Here is an 18,217-nt window from a genome sequence, read left to right as displayed (position 1 = left end):
TCCTGCAAGCCGCGCCATCGCAGACGCCGGCACACCTGCAGAGATGTAAATGGCCCAAAGCGCTTTCGTAGACCTGACCTCGGGCACAATCCTGATTCAGGAATGTGAAACCATCATCGAAGATACGGGGGACAAGGAGAAACATGTCTAGCCCCTCTCACTTTCAAGTCCACATCCCGGAAGGAGGATATCGCCGATCATGAAAATACTCGCCGTTATCGGGAGCCCCCGCCCGAAAGGGAACAGCACGGCCCTCTTGAACGCCTTCCTCGATGGCGCGCGCAGCGCCGGCGCCGAGGTGGAAATCATCAAACCACACCGCATGAAGATCGCCCCATGCACGGGCTGTGAACGATGCCGAGAGAACGACGGCCGATGCGTGGTCAAGGACGAATTCCAGCTCGCCTATGATATGGTGCTGAACAGCGACGCCATCGTCCTGGCGACCCCCATCTACTTCGGCTCCGTCAGCGCCCAGATCAAGACCTTTATCGACCGTTTGCAATGCTTCTGGGCTTTGCATTATATTCTGAAAAAGCCCATGCCGCCCGGGCCGGCCGGCTCACCTACCCGCAAAGGCGTCCTCCTAGCGGTCTCAGGACAGAACAAGGACGAGATGTTCGTCGGCGCCCGCATCATCTTTAAGCACGTTATATCATCTCTGCAGGGCGAACGCTGGGCCGAACTGTGTGCCCCCGGCTTCGACTTCCCTGGGGATATCCTCAAAAGCCCGGAGACCCTGCAGAAAGCATATGAACTCGGCAGACGTTTGGCGCTTGGTCTGAGCGCTGAAAATGTATAGTCAAGGAAAGGACCAAAGATGGTCATAGTTGGTGAACGCATTCGAAGGCGAAGAAAGGAGCTGGGGTTGACCCTGCGCGAGCTGGGAAAGCGCGCCGGCGTCTCCGCCGGCTTCCTCAGCCGGCTGGAAAATGGGCAGATCTCGCCCTCCCTGGACACCCTGCAGGCCATTGCCACCGCGCTGGACGTGCCGATGTTTTACTTCCTGAACTCGGCTCTGCCTCAGCCGGTGGTGCGGGCCGGAGAACGCCGGCGCCTCACCTTCCCCGACTCTCGCATCGGCTACGAACTGCTCACGCCGGAGCTGAACGCCCAAATGATGGCGGTGCTCATCCATGTGGAACCCGGCGGCCGGCGCATCACCCCGCCGCTCTCCAAGCCGAATGAGCAGTGGATGTATGTCCTGCGCGGGCGCATGGAGATCAACGTGGACGGCAATATCTACACCCTGGACGAAGGAGACGCCATCTATTACAACGGCAACCTCCTGCAGGAATTCGCCTGCATCGGCGACCAAGACCTGTACATTATCTGCTGTATCATACCACCAGCATTATAACAAATCTTATCTCATGCATGGAGGAACGTCCCAGCAATGAATACCCTGCTCATCGAAGGCGGTATGGTCCTGCCCTGCGACGGAGAGTACCGCACGGTGCATCGCCCCGGCTACGTCTTTATCCGCGGAGAGCGCATCGAAGCGGTCGGCGCCGGCCCCGCCCCGGAGGGCCTGCGCGCCGGCGCGGACGAGATCATCAACGCCGCCGGCAAAATCGTGGCCCCCGGCCTCGTCAACGCCCACACCCACCTCTTCCAGACCTTTCTGCGCGGATTGGCCGATGATAAACCTCTCCTCGAATGGCTGGAGGCCGCCATCTGGCCCGGCGCGCTGGTAATGAAAGAAGAGGATTTTTATCTAGCCGCTATGCTGGGTTTTGTCGAAAACCTGAAATGCGGCGCCACCTCCGTCCTGGACCAGGATTACGTCCAGACCTCACCCCATAATGCGGATGCGATTGCTGAGGCGGCGGCACGCACCGGAGTACGGACGTTTCTCGCACGCGGATTTGCGGATCGCGATCCGTATCACCCCGCTTTCCAGGAGACGCCAGAACGGGTCCTTCGCGAGACGGAGCGCCTGGTGAAAAAATGGAATACCGGGCCAGAATCCATGGTGCGCTTTGAGTTTGGCCCGCTGATCCCCTGGGGCTGCCGGCAGGATACCCTGCAAACCATTGATCGGCTGGCCCATGAGTGGGGCATCGGGGTCCACATCCACCTCAGCGAGACCCGCGCCGAGGTGCAGATGTCCATGGATGAGACCGGTATGACGCCGGCGCGCTGGCTCCATCATATCGGCGTCCTGAACGACCGATGGCAGTTGGTGCACGGCGTATGGCTGGACGATGAGGAGATGGACCTCATCGCCAGCGCCGGCGCTCTCATCATCCACTGCCCCGTCAGCAACATGTACCTGGCCTCCGGCAACCCGGCCGTCACCGAATGGCGCCGGCGCGGCATCCCCACCGCTCTGGCCACCGATGGCCCCGGCTCCAACAATTCCCAGGACATGCTGGAGGTGCTGAAGTTTACCGCCTGTCTGCAGAAACTGCGCACCCTGGACGCCATGGCGCTCTTCCCCGAGGATGTGCTCGACATGGCTTACGCCGGCGGCGCCAGAGCGATGTTCCTGGACGGCAAAATTGGCCGGCTGGCACCCGGCGCCCTGGCCGATGTCATCCTGGTGGATGCCATGCGCCCCCATATCGCGCCGGTGCACGTGCCGCAGTCCGCCCTGGTCTACAACGCCAATGGGAACGACGTGGACACGGTCATTGTCGCTGGAAAGGTGCTGATGCGGGAGGGCCGGCTGACCCATCTGGATGAACGGCGGTTGGTGGAGGACTGCCAGCGCGCCGCCGAGGCCATGTTTGCCCGCGCCGGCATCCAGGTGAATGGTCCACCCCGAACCACCCTTCTCTCGCGTGCTCGCACGGCGCCATGAACCGGGAAGCACACCCGGAAAACCCCCACCCGCTGGGGCCGCAGGGTGCCAAAGGGTTGGGCGAATTGCCGCCGCTGGCGACGACGCCGGCCATCATCAACGCCATTCGGGATGCGGTCGGCATCCGCATCACAGACCTGCCCGCCACTCCCGAACGCATTCGTGAGGCGCTGAGAAACGGGGCCGACGTCTAGCCTACTCCTCCGCCGGCCGCAGGTCCTGCACGTTCAACTGCAGGCGCACCTGCCCGTTCCACTCATCCTCCTCCAGATGGAAGGCGATATCCACCCATGCCGGCAGGATATCAGCCAACGCACCCATACCGAAAGCGATGGCATCCCACTGGCGCACGCCGTCAGATACCTGCAGTTTCAGATGACGGTTATCGGCGCCAACGGTCCGGGCGGAGAGCACCTGCACCCGCCGGCTTGCCAGCAAAGGCGGCTGATTGCCGTAGCCGAACGGCTCAAGCTGGCGCATCATCTCCAGCGTCGCCCAATCGAGCGCCTGTAAGTCTACCACCGCGTCAATGAGTAGGGTTGGCATGAGCTCCTGTCCCTGCAGGTGCCGGCCGGCAATCTCCTCCAATTCGCTCGCCAGCTCCTCCACCCTCGCGGTCTCCACGGTAAAGCCGGCGGCCGCCGCATGGCCGCCGTGCCGCACCAGCAGTCCCTTCTCACTGCACCGGTCCAGCGCCTGCGTGATGTGGAATTCCGGGATACTGCGGGCGGACCCGTGGCTCACATCCTGCCCCAGCTCCACCACAATCGCCGGCCGATAGTACGTCTCCGCCAGCCGGCCGGCGACCAACCCTACAATGCCCTGCGGCAGTTCCGGATGGGCGAAGAACAGCAGTTCGCCCAGTGTTCCCCTCTGCATCAATTCCGAAAGCGCCAACTGCAGTGCCCAATCAGTGAGCTGTTGGCGCTGGCGGTTAAGCTGGCCCAACTGCCGCGCCAGGCGCGCCGCCTCAATTGGCTCCCGCGCGGAAAGCAGGTTGTAGCTCAGCATAGCGGAGTCCAGCCGGCCGGCGGCGTTCAGCCTTGGCGCCAAAATCCATGAAACCGCTGTGGAATCCACCTTCGCCGGGTTCAGCCCGGCCTCTCCCACCAACGCCTGCAGCCCCACGCGCGCCGGCTTCATCAGCCGGCGCAGGCCCTGCGCCACCAACACGCGGTTCTCCCCCACCAGCGGCACCAGGTCCGCCACCGTCCCCAACGCCACCAGGTCCAGCAGGTCCGCCTCGGCCAACTGCGGCGGCGCTTCACCAATTGGGCACTGCCGCTCCACCCGCAGCAGTGCCTGCGCCAGCTTATAGGCCACTCCGACGCCGGCCAGCTCCCGAAACCAGTACGGTGAGTCCTCGCGGCGCGGGTTGATGCAGGCCAGCGCCGGCGGCAGTACCGCCCCAACATGATGGTGGTCAGTGACGATGATATCCAGCCCCAGACGCCGGCCGTAGGCTACCTCGTCCACGGAGCGGATGCCGCAGTCCACGGTGATAACCAGGCGGATGCCGGCCTCTGCCAGGGAGCGCAGGGCCTCGCAGTTCAGGCCGTAGCCCTCATCCACGCGGTGCGGGATGTACGGCTGGACCCTCGCGCCCAGGGCCGCGAGCGTCTCCACCAGCACAACCGTGGCCGTGACGCCATCGGCGTCAAAATCCCCGTACACGGCAATCGGTTCTCGCCGCCTGATGGCCTGACGGACGCGCGCCACCGCCTCGTTCATGCCGGCAAGCTGAAAGGGATTGTCCTGGCGCACGCGGCAGGACAAGAAATCCTCGACATCTTCCAGGGTGGTTAAGCCGCGATTGTACAGCAGTTGGACGACGAGCGGCGGCAGGAAATCCAGCCGTCGGATGAAATCCATGGGCGCCGGCGGCGCGACCTGCCAGCGTTTGCGCGCCGGCCAGCCGGGTGTGATGAATACCGAACCGCTTTCCATATCCTGCCTCGATAAAATGGTCAGCGCGGCACCGCCGGCGCGCCAATATCATCCCACAGCGCCGGCAGTTCCGCAATGGAGTTCAGCATATGGTCAACTTCGCCTGCATCCGGCATCCGCCGGCGCGGGAGCGACGTAGTGCGCACGAAGATAGTGCGCAGGCCGGCCCCTCTGGCCCCGGCCAGGTCCACGTCCGGGTCATCGGAAACCATCGCCAGCTCCTGGCAGGGAATACCCATCTCCTCTGCCGGCAGTTGATAGGCCAGCGGCGCCGGCTTGCCCATCACCAGCGCCGGCTGGCCGCTGGCATATTCCAGCGCCGCGCACCAGGCCCCCACGTCCAGGCGCGGCAGGCCGTCCTCCGCCGTCCAGGAAGGGTTGCGCTGAATGGCAATCAGCCGAGCGCCGTTCAACAGCGCCCGAAAGGCGCGATGCAGGAGCATGACGGGGAAATCATCGCCCAGGTCCCCCAGCACCACGTACTGGGGGGCGTCATCGCTCAGGGGAATGCCGGCGAACTCCTGTACGCCGCTCCCTTCCAGCAGGAGCCAGCACCGGGGCGCACCCAGCCGGCGCAGATAAGCCGCGGTGACGGCCGAAGCGGTATATATTTCCTCCGGGGAAACCAGGATGCCCATCCGCCGCAGTCGATCCGCCTCTTCGGCCCGGCTCTTGCGGGTGACGTTGGTCAGGAAGCGAAAGGGGACATCGCGCCGACGCAGTGCCTCGATGGCCTCGCCGGCCCTCGGGATGGGCTGATCGCCAACGCGCAGAACGCCGTCAATATCAATCAGCAGGCCGCGCAGGGGCGGGTTCGACATGCGCTCCCTTCTCCCTCAGCCAGCTCAACAGCGCCTCGGCCACGCGCTGGTCCACCACAGACAGGGGATACTGCAGGACCTCCGCCGGCGCCACCCACCGCCAATCCTTCACCTCCAGCTTCTGAGGAGTGCCGCGCAAGGGCCGGCAGTGAAAGGCATGCAGGGTGATGCGCTTATGGGTGTAGGCATGCGGCACGCTGATGAGATGCTCTCCGACCGCTATCTCCATGCCCAGCTCTTCCTGGATCTCGCGCCGCAGGCACTCTTCCAGGCTCTCGCCGGCCTCGCGCGTCCCGCCCGGAAACTCCCACAGGCCCCCCAGCATGCCCTTCTCGAGCCTCTGCGCCAGCAGGACCTTGCCGTCCTGCCAGATGACCGCCGCGCTCACGTCGTAATGGGGGACCCGCCGGCGGGGTAGGCGCGCCGGAATCTGCTCCTGGCGGCCCTGCAAATGGGCCTGACAGCTCTCTCGGATGGGACAGACACCGCACGCCGGCGATTTCGGCGTGCAAATCAACGAGGAAAGGTCCATCAGCGCCTCGTTGAACGCGCCGGCACGGCCGGCCGGCAGTAATGCTTCGCCGAACGCCCGCAGGGCAGACTCCGCGCCGCGCTCCCTCAGTGGCCGCTCCAGCCCCATCCAGCGGGCCAGCACCCGCCGGCCATTGGCATCCAACGCCAGGTAGTCCTGTCCGAATGCCAGGCTCAGAATGGCATGCGCGATATACTCACCGATGCCCGGCAGGGCCAGCAGGGCGCCGCGCTCCGCCGGCACCTGGCCGGCATGCCGCTCCACCATCAGCCGCGCCGCCGAATGGGCATGACGTGCCCGCGCGTAATAGCCCAGGCCTTCCCAGGCCTTCAACACCGCGTCCCGCTCCGCCCGGGCCAGCGCGGGGACATCCGGGAACAAGCGAAGGAACCGCTGGAAATAGGGAATAACCGTGGGGACCCGCGTCTGCTGGAGCATCACTTCGGCGATCCAGACCTGGTAGGGGTCTCGGCGGCCGGCGGTGCGCCAGGGGAGCCGCCGGCCGTTGGCCGCGAACCACTCCAACAACCGCTCCACATCTGCCCGCTGGGAATGCTGGACCATGGAGATTCTCGTCCGGGTTCAGGATAATCGGACGGGATTATACCATGACGTCGCCCGGCCGGCCAATCCGGGCCTATCCCGCCCCGGACCTATATCCACCAGTTGCGCGTGCTGTCCTGCAGGAACGGATTATGCCGGCGCTCCTCCCCCACCGTCGTCTCCGGGCCATGGCCGGGATAGATCACCGTCTCGTCCGGCAGGGTGAGGATGCGGTTGCGAATGCTCTCCATCAACTGCTCGAAATCCCCGCCCGGCAGGTCGGTCCGCCCGACACCGGCGCGGAATAGCAGGTCGCCGTCAAAGGCAACCTTGTGCTTCTGGCTCCAGAACGTCACACAGCCGGGGGTATGGCCGGGGGTGTGCAGGACAGTCAGCGCTTCATTTCCAAAGCGGATCTCATCGCCATCTTCCAGCCAATGGGTGGGCATGGCCGGCGCCGGCAGGAAAATGCCGAAAAACCCCGCCCCACCCCGAGCGCGATATAGCGGTTCGGAGGCACGGTGGGCGGCGATGTCCGCCTTGACGGCGGACTGGACGGCGCCGTTGCCGGCGATATGGTCGAAATGGCCGTGGGTGTTCAATATCCAGACCACCTCCAGACGCAGTGCCTGGATGCGCGCCACGATAGCATCGGGACTGCCGCCCGGGTCAATCACCACGGCCTGCCGCGTCTCCTCATCCGCCACCAGGTAGCAGTTGGTATGCAGGCCAGGTACCGCCGTCACGTCCACTATGTCGATGAGCACCCCCATCCCTCCATGACCGCAAGATCAGCCCCATTATAGCGGCCGATTTCCAAGCGTCAATTTGACGCCGGCGCGCTGCTCATAGTATATTACATATGTCATGAAAGCGCCGCAGAGAGGACTGCGGCGCATCTGCTGTACAGAGGATTATCGCAGAATGAGAGGCGCGACATATGCCTGCATCGGTTTTCTCTAGCCCAGCGGTCACCGATGGGGACATGACAGCGGCATGATCACACTATCCTAAGGGACCTGGAGAGAGAACCGATGCTGGAGAAACTGGCAAGAATTGAGGAACGATACGAGGAACTGGGCCGGCTGATGGCCGACCCGGCAGTCGCCTCCGACCCGGACAAGCTCATCGCCTACGCGCAGGAGCGCGCCGAACTGGAGGAGATCGTCGAGACCTTTCGCGCTTACAAAGCCCTGCGGGAAGAAATCGAGAAAACCCGCCAGCTTTTGCGCGAGGCGGACGACCCCGAGCTGGAGTCGCTGGCGCGCGAGGAACTGGAGGCGCTGGAAGAGCGCGAGCGTGAGCTGGACAAACAGTTGAAGCGGCTGTTACTGCCGAAGGACCCGCGCGATGAGAAAAACGTCATCGTGGAGATTCGCGCCGGCGCCGGCGGGGATGAGGCCGGCCTCTTCGCCGCCGACCTGTTCCGCATGTATTCCCGCTACGCCGAAAAGCATGGCTGGAAGGTGGAGGTCATCTCTCGCAACGAGACGGGCATCGGCGGTTACAAGGAGATCATCTTCCTCATCAAGGGCAAGGGAGCATATTCCCGCCTGAAGTATGAGAGCGGCGTGCACCGCGTCCAGCGCGTGCCCGTTACCGAGTCCAGCGGACGCATCCACACCTCCACCGCCACCGTCGCCGTCCTGCCCGAAGTGGATGAGGTGGAAGTGGACATCAACCCCGACGACCTGCGCATTGAGGTGTTCCGCTCCCAAGGACACGGCGGCCAGTCCGTCAACACCACTGATTCCGCCGTCCGCATCACCCATATCCCCACCGGTATTGTGGTGAGCTGTCAGGACGAACGCTCCCAGCTCCAGAACAAACTGCGCGCCCTTTCGGTCCTGCGCGCCCGTTTGTATAATATGGAAATGGAGAAACAGCGCCAGGCCATCTCCGAGGCGCGCCGCGAGCAGGTGGGAACAGGCGAACGAAGCGAGAAAATCCGCACCTACAACTTCCCACAGAACCGGGTGACCGACCACCGCATCGGCCTGACCACTTATCGGCTGGAAGATGTGCTGGACGGCGAGCTGGACGAGTTCATCGAGGCGTTGATTGCCGACGACCAGGCCACCCGCCTGGCACAGATGGAAATGGCCAAGGTGAATTGAGCAGTTCGGGAAATTCTCCGAGCATCGCCGAATGGCTGAAATGGGCGCGGGAGAGGCTCGCCGGCGCCGGCGTGGACTCGCCAGCACTGGATGCCGAGCTTCTCCTGGCCCACGCGCTCCAGCGTGACCGGAGCTGGGTCCTGGCACATCCGGAACACATCATGACCCCATCAGAACAGGCACTGGCAGAACAATTGGTGAGCCGGCGTCAGCGCCGAGAGCCCCTGGCCTACATCCTGGGGTCCCAGCCCTTCTTCGGGCTGGACCTGCTGGTCACGCCGGCGGTGCTCATCCCCCGCCCGGAAACCGAGGAATTGGTCGAGCGCGCCATCCAGTGGCTGAATCAGCGCGCCGCCGGCCGGCGGGAAACCCTGGCGTCCCTGCGGGTCATAGATGTAGGCACCGGCAGTGGCGCCATCGCCCTCGCCCTGGCATACGCGCTCCCCGAACTGCATGTCATCGGTGTGGACGATGCCGCGCCGGCCCTGGAAGTCGCCCGCACGAACGCCCGCCGGCTGGGGCTGGAACGGCGCGTTCACTTCGCGGCCGGCGACCTGCTCCTGCCTTTTGCCGGCCCCTTTGACCTCATCCTGGCCAACCTGCCCTACATCCCCAGCGCCGAGCTTCCCACGCTGATGCCCGAGGTCAGCCAATACGAACCCCGGCGTGCCCTGGACGGGGGAAGCGATGGCCTGGAACCGCTCCGCCGGCTCCTGACCCAGGCATGCACCAAACTGGCCCCGGACGGCGCACTCATGGCGGAGATCGGCTCGCAACAGGGCACCCCGGCCCTGACCGCCGCCAGCGCGCTCATGCCAGACTGCCGCGCCCGTGTGGAAAAGGATTTGGCCGGCCTTGACCGCATCCTCATTGTGGAACGAAAAGGAAGCGCCCCATGACCTACCGATTGATTGTCGCAGACCTGGATGGCACGCTGATGGGGGATGACCTGGTCATCCCGGACGAGGTCGTAGCGGCAGTACAGGAAGCCATGGCCGCCGGCCTATACTTTACCATCGCCACCGGCCGCACCTTCGCCGGCGCCCAGCCCTTCATCCGCCGGCTGGGAGTCAACGCCCCGGTCATCCTGTATCAGGGCGCAGAGATCCGCGACCCTGTCTCCGGCGAGGCCATCTATCAGGCCTGCATCCCGCTGGAGTGGGCGCGCGAACTGCTGGCAGTGCTCAAGGAGGCCGGCGTGCATGCCAACGTCTTCCTGGACGACCAGCCGTTCGCGGAAGCCTATTCCCCTGAGGCCCGGCTCTACGAGCAGATCGACGCCGTGCCGGTACAGGTCGTCGGCGATCTGCTGGCGTTCCTCCAGCGCCCCCCCAGCAAAATCATGCTGGTGGGAGAGCCGGCACAGTTGGCTGAGCTTGCCCCGTCCCTGCAACAGCGCTTCGCCGGCAAACTGCGCCTGACCCGCTCCCACCGCTTTTTCCTCGAGGCCGTGCCCCTGGGCGCCAATAAGGCGCGCGCCCTGGCCAGGCTGGCGCGACATCTGGGTGTCCTGCGCCAAGAAACCGCGGCCCTGGGAGACAACGACAACGACGCAGAGATGCTCGCCTGGGCCGGCCTGGGCATTGCCGTGGACAATGCCAGCCCTGCCGCCAAACAGGCCGCCGATGTGATCGCCCCTTCGGTGTCCCACGCCGGCGCCGCCTGGGCCATCCGCCAGCTCGTGCTCCAAGGACAGCCCTCGCCCAACATCGAGGGCCTGCGCTACTGCGGTACCCCGGCACGCGAAAGCCCACTCTGTCCTGCCGGCGACCCTGACTGCATTGCCCTCGCGGCGGATATCCTGCGCGAAGGCGGCGTGGTGGCATTCCCCACTGATACCGTGTACGGGCTGGCGGCCGATGCCCGCCACCCTGACGCCGTCGCTGAGCTGTACATCGTCAAGCGGCGCGCGCCGGACAAGGCCATCCCCATCCTTATTGCGGACGAAGCCGATTTGCGGGACTTCGTGAGCCACGTGCCGGAGCCGGCGCGCCGGCTGATGGAAGCGTTCTGGCCAGGAGGATTGACCCTGATCCTCCCTATCGCCCCGCGCGTGCCGGCCATCATCAGCCCCGGGCCGGGCATCGCCGTGCGCATGCCGAACCATCCCGTCCCATTGGAGCTGATCCGCCGGCTGGGCGCGCCGTTGGCCACCACTTCCGCCAACATCAGCGGCGCGCAAAGCCCCAGCACCGCCCAAGAGGTGTTCGAGCAGTTGGGCCGGCGGGTGGACCTCATCCTGGACGGCGGTCCCACCCCTGGCCCAATACCGTCCACCATTGTGGACTTCACCACGACGCCGCCGCGATTACTGCGCGCCGGCGCGCTGGCCGCGGCGGAAATCCGCCGGTTGATCCCTGACCTGCAGATCGGATGACGTACAACCCTGAGGAGCACAAAATGGCTGACACACGCAAGATCGCGATAGGCGCTGACCACGGCGGCTATGAGCTGAAGAACATCATCCTGGAGCATCTGCGCCAGGCCGGGTACACGGTGGAGGATTTCGGGACAAACAGCCCCGAATCGGTGGATTACCCCGACTACGCCTATCAAGTGGCGCGGGGGGTGGCCGCCGGCGACTACGACCTGGGCATTCTCATCTGCGGCACCGGCATCGGCATGAGCATCGCCGCCAACAAGATCGTCGGGGTGCGCGCCGCCGTCTGCGGTGACACCTATTCTGCCCGCATGAGCCGGCTCCACAACAACGCCAACATCCTCTGTCTCGGCGGTCGGGTCGTGGGGCCCGGGTTGGCGCTGGACATCGTGGACGTCTGGCTGAGCACGGAATTCGAGGGCGGCCGGCACGCCCGACGCGTGGAGAAGATCCGCCAGATGGAAGCCAGCCGGCGCTGATCCCCCCGGTCGGAGATGTAGATTATGTTAATCGGCATTGACGCCAGCCGCGTCACCGTCACCCAGCTCACCGGCACCGAGCGCTACTCCCTGGAGATCATCCGCGCCCTGCTGGATGCGGACAGCCCGCACCGCTGGCGGCTCTATTTCCGGGACCTGCCCTCCCCTTCCCTCTACTCCTGGACAGGCTCTGCCGAGGTGCGCATTATCCCATTCCCCCGACTGTGGACCCACATCCGGCTTTCGTGGGAGATGGCCGCACACCCGCCGGATATCCTGTTCGTGCCGGCGCACGTCCTCCCGATCATCCACCCACGCCGCAGTGCGGTCACCATCCACGACCTCGGCTATCGGTATTTCCCCGAGGCCCATCCGCCGGCCTCCCGCCTGTACCTGGAGCTGGGCACCCGCTGGAACGCTCACCAGGCCATGCGCGTGGTAGCGGACTCGGAAGCGACGCGCGCCGATCTGATGCGCTTTTACGGCACACCGGCGCACAAAATCCGCGTCATCTACCCCGGCCATACCGCCTGGATCCAGCGGGTGGAGGACCCCGCTCGCATTCGTTCTGCGCGCGAGCGGCTGGGGGTTCCGGAGCAGTACATCCTATATGTCGGCACCATTCAGCCGCGCAAAAACCTGGTGCGCCTTATCGAGGCCTATGCCGCTGTGCGCCGGCAGTGGCCAGCCGGCACGGAACCCCCACACCTTGTCTTGGGCGGCAAAATGGGTTGGATGACGCAGGACATCGTGAGCGCGGTCCAGCGGAACGGCCTGGAGAACCTCGTCCACCTCGTGGGCTATGTGCCCGATGAGGAACTGCCGGCCCTGCTCAGCGGCGCGCTGGCCTTTGCCTTCCCTTCGCTCTACGAAGGGTTCGGCTTTCCGGTGCTGGAGGCCATGGCCTGCGGAACGCCCGTCATCTGTTCCAACTCCTCCTCCCTGCCCGAGGTGGCCGGCGGCGCCGCTCTGCTGGTGGATCCACTGAATGTGGACGACATCGCCGGCGCCCTCCTCCGGGTCCTGCAGGACGAGGGACTGCGCCGGCGCATGGTAGAGGCCGGCTACCGCCAGGTCCAGCGCTTTTCCTGGCAAAATACGGCGCGCCAGTTCCTGGAGCTGTTCGAGGAGATGGGAGCGGAGCCGGCATGACCACTCCAGCGCGCCCTCAACCGCCCGTTCTGCCCCTGCGGGCCATCCTGGTCGTCAAGCTGGCCGATATCGGCGACGTCATCACCAGCACGCCGGCCCTGCGCGCCCTGCGGCAAACCCACCCGCAGGCACGGTTGGATATCCTGGTGACCCCGCACTCCGCGCCGGCGCTGACCGGCACCGGGCTGGTGGACGACATCATCCGCTTTGATAAGTTTCAGTTCGACCGGCCGGCGGATGCACTGCGGCCGGCCTCTCTGCGCGCGGCGGTGAGCCTTGCCCTGGCCCTCCGCCGGCGCCGCTACGACGCGGTGGTCATCCTGCACCACCTGACCCTGCCTTTTGGCCGGCTGAAATACGCCGCGCTGGCCCTTGCCGCCGGCGCCCGCATCCGCGCCGGCCTGGACAACGGGCACGGCTGGTTCCTCACCCACCGCACGCCTGATGCCGGCTTCGGCGCCCTGCACGAAGTGCAGTACTGGCTCCAGGTGGTCAACACTCTGGGCGCCCGGACCGACGATATCTCCCTGGCGGCACCCAGCGCGCCCGATGCAGAGGAATGGGCGGAGCTGACGCTGGCGCGTTGGGAGCGTACCAGCGGACGCCGGCCCTTCGCCGTCATCCATCCGGGCTCCGGCGGATACAGCCTGGCCCGGCGCTGGCCGGTGGAGCGCTTTGCCCAACTGGCGCGTGAGCTGGCGCGCCGGCATGACCTCGGCCTCGTGCTGGTGGGGACTGCCGGCGACAACGTGGAAGAGCTGGTGCGTCAGTGCCCGGACACCGCGCTGAACCTGGCCGGCCAGACCTCCCTGCCCCAGCTCGCCGCTGTGCTTCGCCGCGCCGCCCTCTTCGTGGGAGCCGATTCCGGGGTAATGCACCTGGCAGTGGCCGCCGGCGCCCCGGTGATCGCGCTCTTCGGCCCTACCAACGCGGATGCCTGGGGCCCCTGGACCGCTGGCCGGAGCCGCGCCATCGTCCTGCAGGCCGGCCTCCCCTGCCAGCCCTGCGCCTACGTGGGCTATGCCATTGGCCGGCGCGAGGGCTGTCCCTCTATGGAATGCATGCACGCCATCCAGGTGGAGGACGTCCTGCGGGCTGTCGAAACGATCCTTCCACCTCACCCGGAGGAAGCATGACCTCTAGTTTCCCGCCCGCTGTTCGCCTGCTGGGAGTGCCGGTCCATCTGGTGACCCCGGAGGAGACGATCCGCCGGCTGGAAGAATTCGTGGAGGACGGCCGGCCGCATCACGTCGTCACCGTCAACCCCGAGTTCATCATGGCTGCCCAGAAGAACGCCGAGTTCTACCGGGTCCTGAACGCCGCCCACCTGGCCCTGCCGGACGGCATCGGCGTGGTATGGGCCTGCCGGCTGATGGGATACCCCCTCACCGAGCGCGTCACCGGCGTGGATACCGTGCAGGCCGTCGCCCGGCTGGCCGCCCGCCGGGGATGGAGCTTGTTCCTCCTGGGAGCCGCGCCTGGCGTCGCGGAACAGGCGGCGGCTGTGCTCCAGCGCGCCAATCCCGGCCTGCAGATCGCCGGCACCTATGCCGGCTCGCCGGCGCCGGTGGAAGAGGATCCCATCGTCGAGATGGTCCGGGCCGCCGCCCCTCATTTCCTATTCGTGGCCTACGGCGCGCCCCAGCAGGACCTTTGGATCGCCCGCAATCTGGCCCGGCTGGGGGTGCCGGTCGCCATGGGAGTCGGCGGCACCTTCGACTTCCTGGCCGGCAAGGCGCGGCGGGCGCCGACCTGGATGCAGCGCGCCGGCCTGGAATGGCTCTACCGCCTGATCCAAGAGCCGCGGCGCTGGCGGCGCATGCTGGCCCTGCCCCGTTTTGCCCTATGCGTGCTGTGGGAGCACGGCATTCGCCGGCGCAGTCGCTAGCAGAGGCCGCGTGGGAATTTCCGACGCCTCATTCATTGACAAACCCGCCAACTTCGCTATAATACCCCGGCGTGTAACGAACACCTTGTTCCATGGAGAACAAGGAGTGTCAAGGAGCGGAACCGTGGAAGGACGTCGGGCTGGCGTACCACCTTTGCAAAAACCTGGCGCCCTGGCTGAACAACTCTCTCGCGGCCAGCGCGTGGAAGGCACTGTCACAAAAATCACCGAATTCGGTGCGTTTGTGGATATCGGCATCGGGCGCGACGGCATGATTCACATCACCGAATTGAGCCTCGGCCCGGTGGAAAAGGTCTCCGACGTGGTGCAGGAAGGCCAGCAGGTTGTGGCCTGGGTCAAAGAGGTCAACCTCAAAAAGAACCGCATCAGCCTGACCCTGGTGGACCCCAACCGCAAAAAGATACGCGATCTGAACGCCGGCATGGTCGTCAAGGGTACGGTAACCCGCCTGGCCCCATACGGCGCCTTTGTGGATATCGGGGCCGAGCGCGAGGCCATGCTCCACGTCAAGGAAATGGGCACCGAGTACGTCAAGAACCCCGGCCAGGTCGTCAAGCCGGGTGACACCATCGAGGCCCGCATCCTGGCGGTGGACAAGCGCCGGCGGCGCATTGACCTGACCATGAAGCCGGAGGAGCCGGCCGAACCGGAGCCGGCCCCGGAACCCGCGGCGGCGGAGCCCTCCCCGGCACAGCAGGAAGAGGAACACATCCCCACCATCATGGAGCTGGCACTGCGGGAAGCGCTGGAGCGCCAACAGCAGAGGGAGCGCAAAGCCCGCAAGCGAAAAGAACAGGCGGAGGCCGGCGACAGCGAATACGAGGAACTGCTGTCCCGGACGCTGGAACTGCACCGCCAAAATTCCTGAAAGACAGCCACCAATCGGTCACCTCCCTGGTCGGCGCACAGGCCGGCGCAACCGCCCGCCTGTGCGCTTTGCTTCCCCCTGCATTTTGCGCCCTCCCTTTCTTTGAGTTTCCCCCTCCCTCGTGTATAATAGTTGGTTGCAATCCGTTACGATAAGGAGCAAGCGTTGTTCGGACGACCAAAGACGATACAGGACGGCCTGGCGCGCACCCGGCAGACCTTTTTCGGCCGCATACGCCAACTGCTGGCCGGCAGTGCCCTGACCCCCGACACCTGGGACGAGCTGGAGGAACTGCTCATCCAGGCCGATGTAGGGGTGGAGATCACCACCGAGCTGGTGGATGACCTGCGCCGGCTGGCGGAGGCCGGCAAACTGCGCACGCCGGCAGACGTGGAAGAGGCTCTACGGGCCAAGCTGGTGGAAATGCTGAAGCAGGGCGCTCCATCGGTCATTGACGAGCCCCGCCTGCTGACCGTCATCCTGGTGGTGGGCGTCAACGGCTCTGGCAAGACCACCAGCATCGGTAAAATGGCCCATTACTACAAACAGCGCGGCCGCAAGGTCATCCTGGCCGCCGCGGATACTTTCCGCGCCGCCGCCATTGACCAGTTGAAAATCTGGGGCGAGCGGGTCGGAGTAGAAGTCATCGCTCATCAGCCCGGGGCGGACCCCGGGGCGGTGACCTATGATGCCATCCGTGCCTGTCAGGCACGCGGGGCCGACATGCTGATCATTGACACCGCCGGCCGGCTGCATACCAAGTACAACCTGATGCAGGAGCTGGCCAAGGTGCGCGGCGTCGCCGCCAAACAGGTGCACCGCGCCCCCCATGAGACGCTCCTGGTCATTGATGCCACCACCGGCCAGAACGGCCTGGCCCAGGCCCGTCACTTCAAGGACACCGTCGGGGTGACGGGCATCGTGCTGGCCAAGCTGGACGGCACCGCCAAAGGGGGCATCGTCTTCCCCATCGTGCGGGAGCTGGGTGTCGGGGTGCGCTTCGTCGGCACGGGCGAGAAGCTGGAGGATTGGGCCGAATTCGACCCTCAGCTTTTCGTCGCCGGCCTGTTCGATCAAAACGGCAACCCATAAATCAATAATACGGAGGACGAATATGCCTGCTGTTTCCGAACTGAAAGCTCGACTGGCTGAGCTGGAAGAGCGTATCCAGACGTTACAGGTGCGTCTTTGACCTGGCCGGCAAGAAGCGCCGCATCGTCGAGCTGGAGAAAGAAGTCTCTGCGCCGGACGTCTGGAACGAGCCGGCGCGCGCCCAGCGCTTGAGCAAAGAGCTGGCCCGCCTGCGCGAGGAAATCGAGGAATGGGAGAGCTTCCAGAAGGCGGCGCATGACTTGCATGAGCTGGTCGCGCTGGCCGAGGAAGGCGAGGAAACGCTCGAGCCGAGCTTCCTGGAAGAGCTGGAGCAGGAGACCCTGGCGTTGGAGGGCAGACTGCGCAAGCGGGAATTCGAACTGCTCATGTCCGGCGAGCACGACGCCAAGAACGCCATCCTGGCGATACACGCCGGCGCCGGCGGCACCGAGGCCACTGACTGGGCCAGCATGCTCCTGCGCATGTACCTGCGCTGGTGCGAACGCCACGGCTTCAAGACCGAAATCCTCGACATGACCGAGGGTGAGGAAACCGGCATCAAGAGCGCCACTATTCGCGTCGAAGGACCGTATGCCTATGGCTATCTCAAGGCGGAGCGCGGCGTGCATCGGTTGGTGCGGCTTTCGCCATTTGATGCCAACCACCGCCGGCACACCAGCTTCGCCCTCGTCGAGGTCATGCCGGAGCTGGAAGACGATATTGACGTGGTGATTGACCCGAAGGACTTGCGCATTGACGTCTTCCGCTCCTCTGGCGCCGGCGGGCAGAACGTGCAGAAAAACTCCACGGCGGTGCGCATCGTCCATATCCCGACCGGCATCGTCGTCGCTTGCCAGAACGAGCGCTCCCAGCTTCAGAACAAGGAGACCGCCATGCGCATCCTGCGGGCGCGCCTGTACGAGATGGAGCGCCAGAAGCATGAGGAGGAGCAGGCCCGGCTGAAGGGCAAGCACGTGGAGGCCGGCTGGGGCAATCAGATCCGCTCCTATGTGCTCCATCCGTACCAGTTGGTCAAGGACCTGCGCACAGGCTATGAGACCGGCAACACCGACGCGGTGCTGGACGGGGAGATTGACGAATTCATCGACGCCTATCTGCGCTTCGCAGAAGCCGCCGCGTAATCCGGGTTCTGGGGAAAAACAACACAGGCCGCCGCGTGATTTCTCGGCGGCCTGTGCGCGTCAAAGGCGAGACGACTACTCGACCTTGATGGCTTTCTCGCTCTGCCACAGGCCGTGGATGTTGCAGTAGGACGTGGCATAGAGCGTGCCAGGCTTATCCACCTTCAAGCGTGCGGCGACTTCTGGGTGGGTGTACGCCGGCCCGGTATTAGGCCCCTGCGTCGACTCCCCATGCGCGGTGAACTCGAAATGCCCGACCTGATACGGGAACTTATCCCCCTCCGGATGGAAATACAGCTCGATCCAGCGGATGTGATGTTCGGTGGTATTCGGATGCGGGATCTCCTTGCCGACCGTGAGGGTGACCGTGAAGAACTCGCCGGCCTTGACGGTATCGGGGCAATCGATGACCGGTGCATGCTTTTCCTT

Annotated in this window: 18 protein-coding genes and 1 pseudogene; 14 read left to right on the top strand and 5 right to left on the bottom strand. The window is 65.1% G+C overall.

Translation table 11 applies throughout. The features are described from left to right. The first annotated feature begins 199 nt into the window (after window positions 1-199). The 4 genes and pseudogenes from H5T60_02425 (at window position 200) to H5T60_02410 (ending at window position 3,000) form a co-directional block, all read left to right on the top strand. Entirely contained in the window at window positions 200-802 is a 603-nt protein-coding gene (locus H5T60_02425) for a flavodoxin family protein (GenBank protein ID MBC7241285.1), read from the top strand. Window positions 803-820: 18 nt separating this feature from the next. Next, on the top strand, window positions 821-1,360 hold the full coding sequence (locus tag H5T60_02420) for a helix-turn-helix transcriptional regulator (protein ID MBC7241284.1): 540 nt from the start codon (window positions 821-823) through the stop codon (window positions 1,358-1,360). Between the two features lie 63 nt (window positions 1,361-1,423). Then, window positions 1,424-2,806 (top strand): amidohydrolase, encoded by a 1,383-nt coding sequence (locus H5T60_02415; protein MBC7241283.1) that lies wholly within the window; start codon window positions 1,424-1,426, stop codon window positions 2,804-2,806. A 38-nt stretch (window positions 2,807-2,844) separates the two neighbouring features. Next, window positions 2,845-3,000, top strand: a pseudogene (locus H5T60_02410) (nicotinate dehydrogenase medium molybdopterin subunit). A gap of 1 nt (window position 3,001) precedes the next feature. On the opposite strand, the gene recJ reads toward H5T60_02410, so the two are convergent. The 4 genes from recJ to H5T60_02390 form a co-directional block, all read right to left on the bottom strand. Then, complete coding sequence (gene recJ / locus H5T60_02405; protein ID MBC7241282.1) at window positions 3,002-4,753, bottom strand: single-stranded-DNA-specific exonuclease RecJ; 1,752 nt, start codon at window positions 4,751-4,753, stop codon at window positions 3,002-3,004. A gap of 20 nt (window positions 4,754-4,773) precedes the next feature. Then, on the bottom strand, window positions 4,774-5,574 hold the full coding sequence (locus tag H5T60_02400; GenBank protein ID MBC7241281.1) for an HAD-IIA family hydrolase: 801 nt from the start codon (window positions 5,572-5,574) through the stop codon (window positions 4,774-4,776). After that, the gene (gene mutY / locus H5T60_02395) at window positions 5,540-6,670 is read right to left on the bottom strand and encodes an A/G-specific adenine glycosylase (protein MBC7241280.1); all 1,131 of its coding nucleotides are present in this window, start codon (window positions 6,668-6,670) and stop codon (window positions 5,540-5,542) included. The genes H5T60_02400 and mutY overlap by 35 nt, the downstream gene beginning before the upstream one ends. 89 nt (window positions 6,671-6,759) lie before the next feature. Further along, window positions 6,760-7,416: an MBL fold metallo-hydrolase gene (locus H5T60_02390; protein MBC7241279.1), complete on the bottom strand. Its 657-nt coding sequence runs from the start codon at window positions 7,414-7,416 to the stop codon at window positions 6,760-6,762. A 267-nt stretch (window positions 7,417-7,683) separates the two neighbouring features. Here H5T60_02390 and prfA point away from each other — a divergent pair, with 267 nt between their 5' ends. The 10 genes from prfA (at window position 7,684) to prfB (ending at window position 17,788) form a co-directional block, all read left to right on the top strand. Continuing rightward, the gene (gene prfA, locus H5T60_02385; GenBank protein MBC7241278.1) at window positions 7,684-8,766 is read left to right on the top strand and encodes a peptide chain release factor 1; all 1,083 of its coding nucleotides are present in this window, start codon (window positions 7,684-7,686) and stop codon (window positions 8,764-8,766) included. Continuing rightward, window positions 8,763-9,665 (top strand): peptide chain release factor N(5)-glutamine methyltransferase, encoded by a 903-nt coding sequence (gene prmC / locus H5T60_02380; protein ID MBC7241277.1) that lies wholly within the window; start codon window positions 8,763-8,765, stop codon window positions 9,663-9,665. The genes prfA and prmC overlap by 4 nt, the downstream gene beginning before the upstream one ends. Next, the gene (locus H5T60_02375; GenBank protein MBC7241276.1) at window positions 9,662-11,143 is read left to right on the top strand and encodes a threonylcarbamoyl-AMP synthase; all 1,482 of its coding nucleotides are present in this window, start codon (window positions 9,662-9,664) and stop codon (window positions 11,141-11,143) included. Before prmC ends, H5T60_02375 begins: the two co-directional genes overlap by 4 nt. Window positions 11,144-11,166: 23 nt before the next feature. Further along, window positions 11,167-11,625 carry a ribose 5-phosphate isomerase B gene (rpiB, locus tag H5T60_02370; GenBank protein MBC7241275.1) on the top strand — a complete coding sequence of 153 codons (459 nt, stop codon included), beginning with the start codon at window positions 11,167-11,169 and terminating at the stop codon, window positions 11,623-11,625. Between the two features lie 24 nt (window positions 11,626-11,649). Then, entirely contained in the window at window positions 11,650-12,777 is a 1,128-nt protein-coding gene (locus tag H5T60_02365) for a glycosyltransferase family 4 protein (protein MBC7241274.1), read from the top strand. Continuing rightward, window positions 12,774-13,913: a glycosyltransferase family 9 protein gene (locus H5T60_02360; GenBank protein ID MBC7241273.1), complete on the top strand. Its 1,140-nt coding sequence runs from the start codon at window positions 12,774-12,776 to the stop codon at window positions 13,911-13,913. The genes H5T60_02365 and H5T60_02360 overlap by 4 nt, the downstream gene beginning before the upstream one ends. Next, window positions 13,910-14,665 (top strand): WecB/TagA/CpsF family glycosyltransferase, encoded by a 756-nt coding sequence (locus H5T60_02355; GenBank protein ID MBC7241272.1) that lies wholly within the window; start codon window positions 13,910-13,912, stop codon window positions 14,663-14,665. Before H5T60_02360 ends, H5T60_02355 begins: the two co-directional genes overlap by 4 nt. Window positions 14,666-14,867: 202 nt before the next feature. Then, a complete protein-coding gene (locus tag H5T60_02350) occupies window positions 14,868-15,554 on the top strand; it encodes a 30S ribosomal protein S1 (GenBank protein MBC7241271.1) in 687 nt (228 codons plus the stop codon). A 165-nt stretch (window positions 15,555-15,719) separates the two neighbouring features. Then, window positions 15,720-16,646, top strand: coding sequence for a signal recognition particle-docking protein FtsY (gene ftsY / locus H5T60_02345; GenBank protein MBC7241270.1), 927 nt, complete (start codon window positions 15,720-15,722; stop codon window positions 16,644-16,646). Window positions 16,647-16,668: 22 nt separating this feature from the next. Beyond that, window positions 16,669-17,788 (top strand): peptide chain release factor 2 gene (gene prfB / locus H5T60_02340; protein MBC7241269.1). Its coding sequence is split into 2 segments (ribosomal slippage): window positions 16,669-16,743 and window positions 16,745-17,788, totalling 1,119 coding nucleotides; the frame shifts between segments, so codons are not numbered across the junction. 75 nt (window positions 17,789-17,863) lie between these two features. Here the strand turns inward: prfB and H5T60_02335 are convergent. Continuing rightward, on the bottom strand, window positions 17,864-18,217 hold a 354-nt coding region (locus H5T60_02335; GenBank protein ID MBC7241268.1), incomplete at its 5' end, for a Neelaredoxin.

This window comes from Anaerolineae bacterium (assembly GCA_014360855.1).
In the GTDB taxonomy this organism is placed as follows: domain Bacteria; phylum Chloroflexota; class Anaerolineae; order JACIWP01; family JACIWP01; genus JACIWP01.
This window is presented reverse-complemented; position numbering and strand designations above follow the sequence as displayed.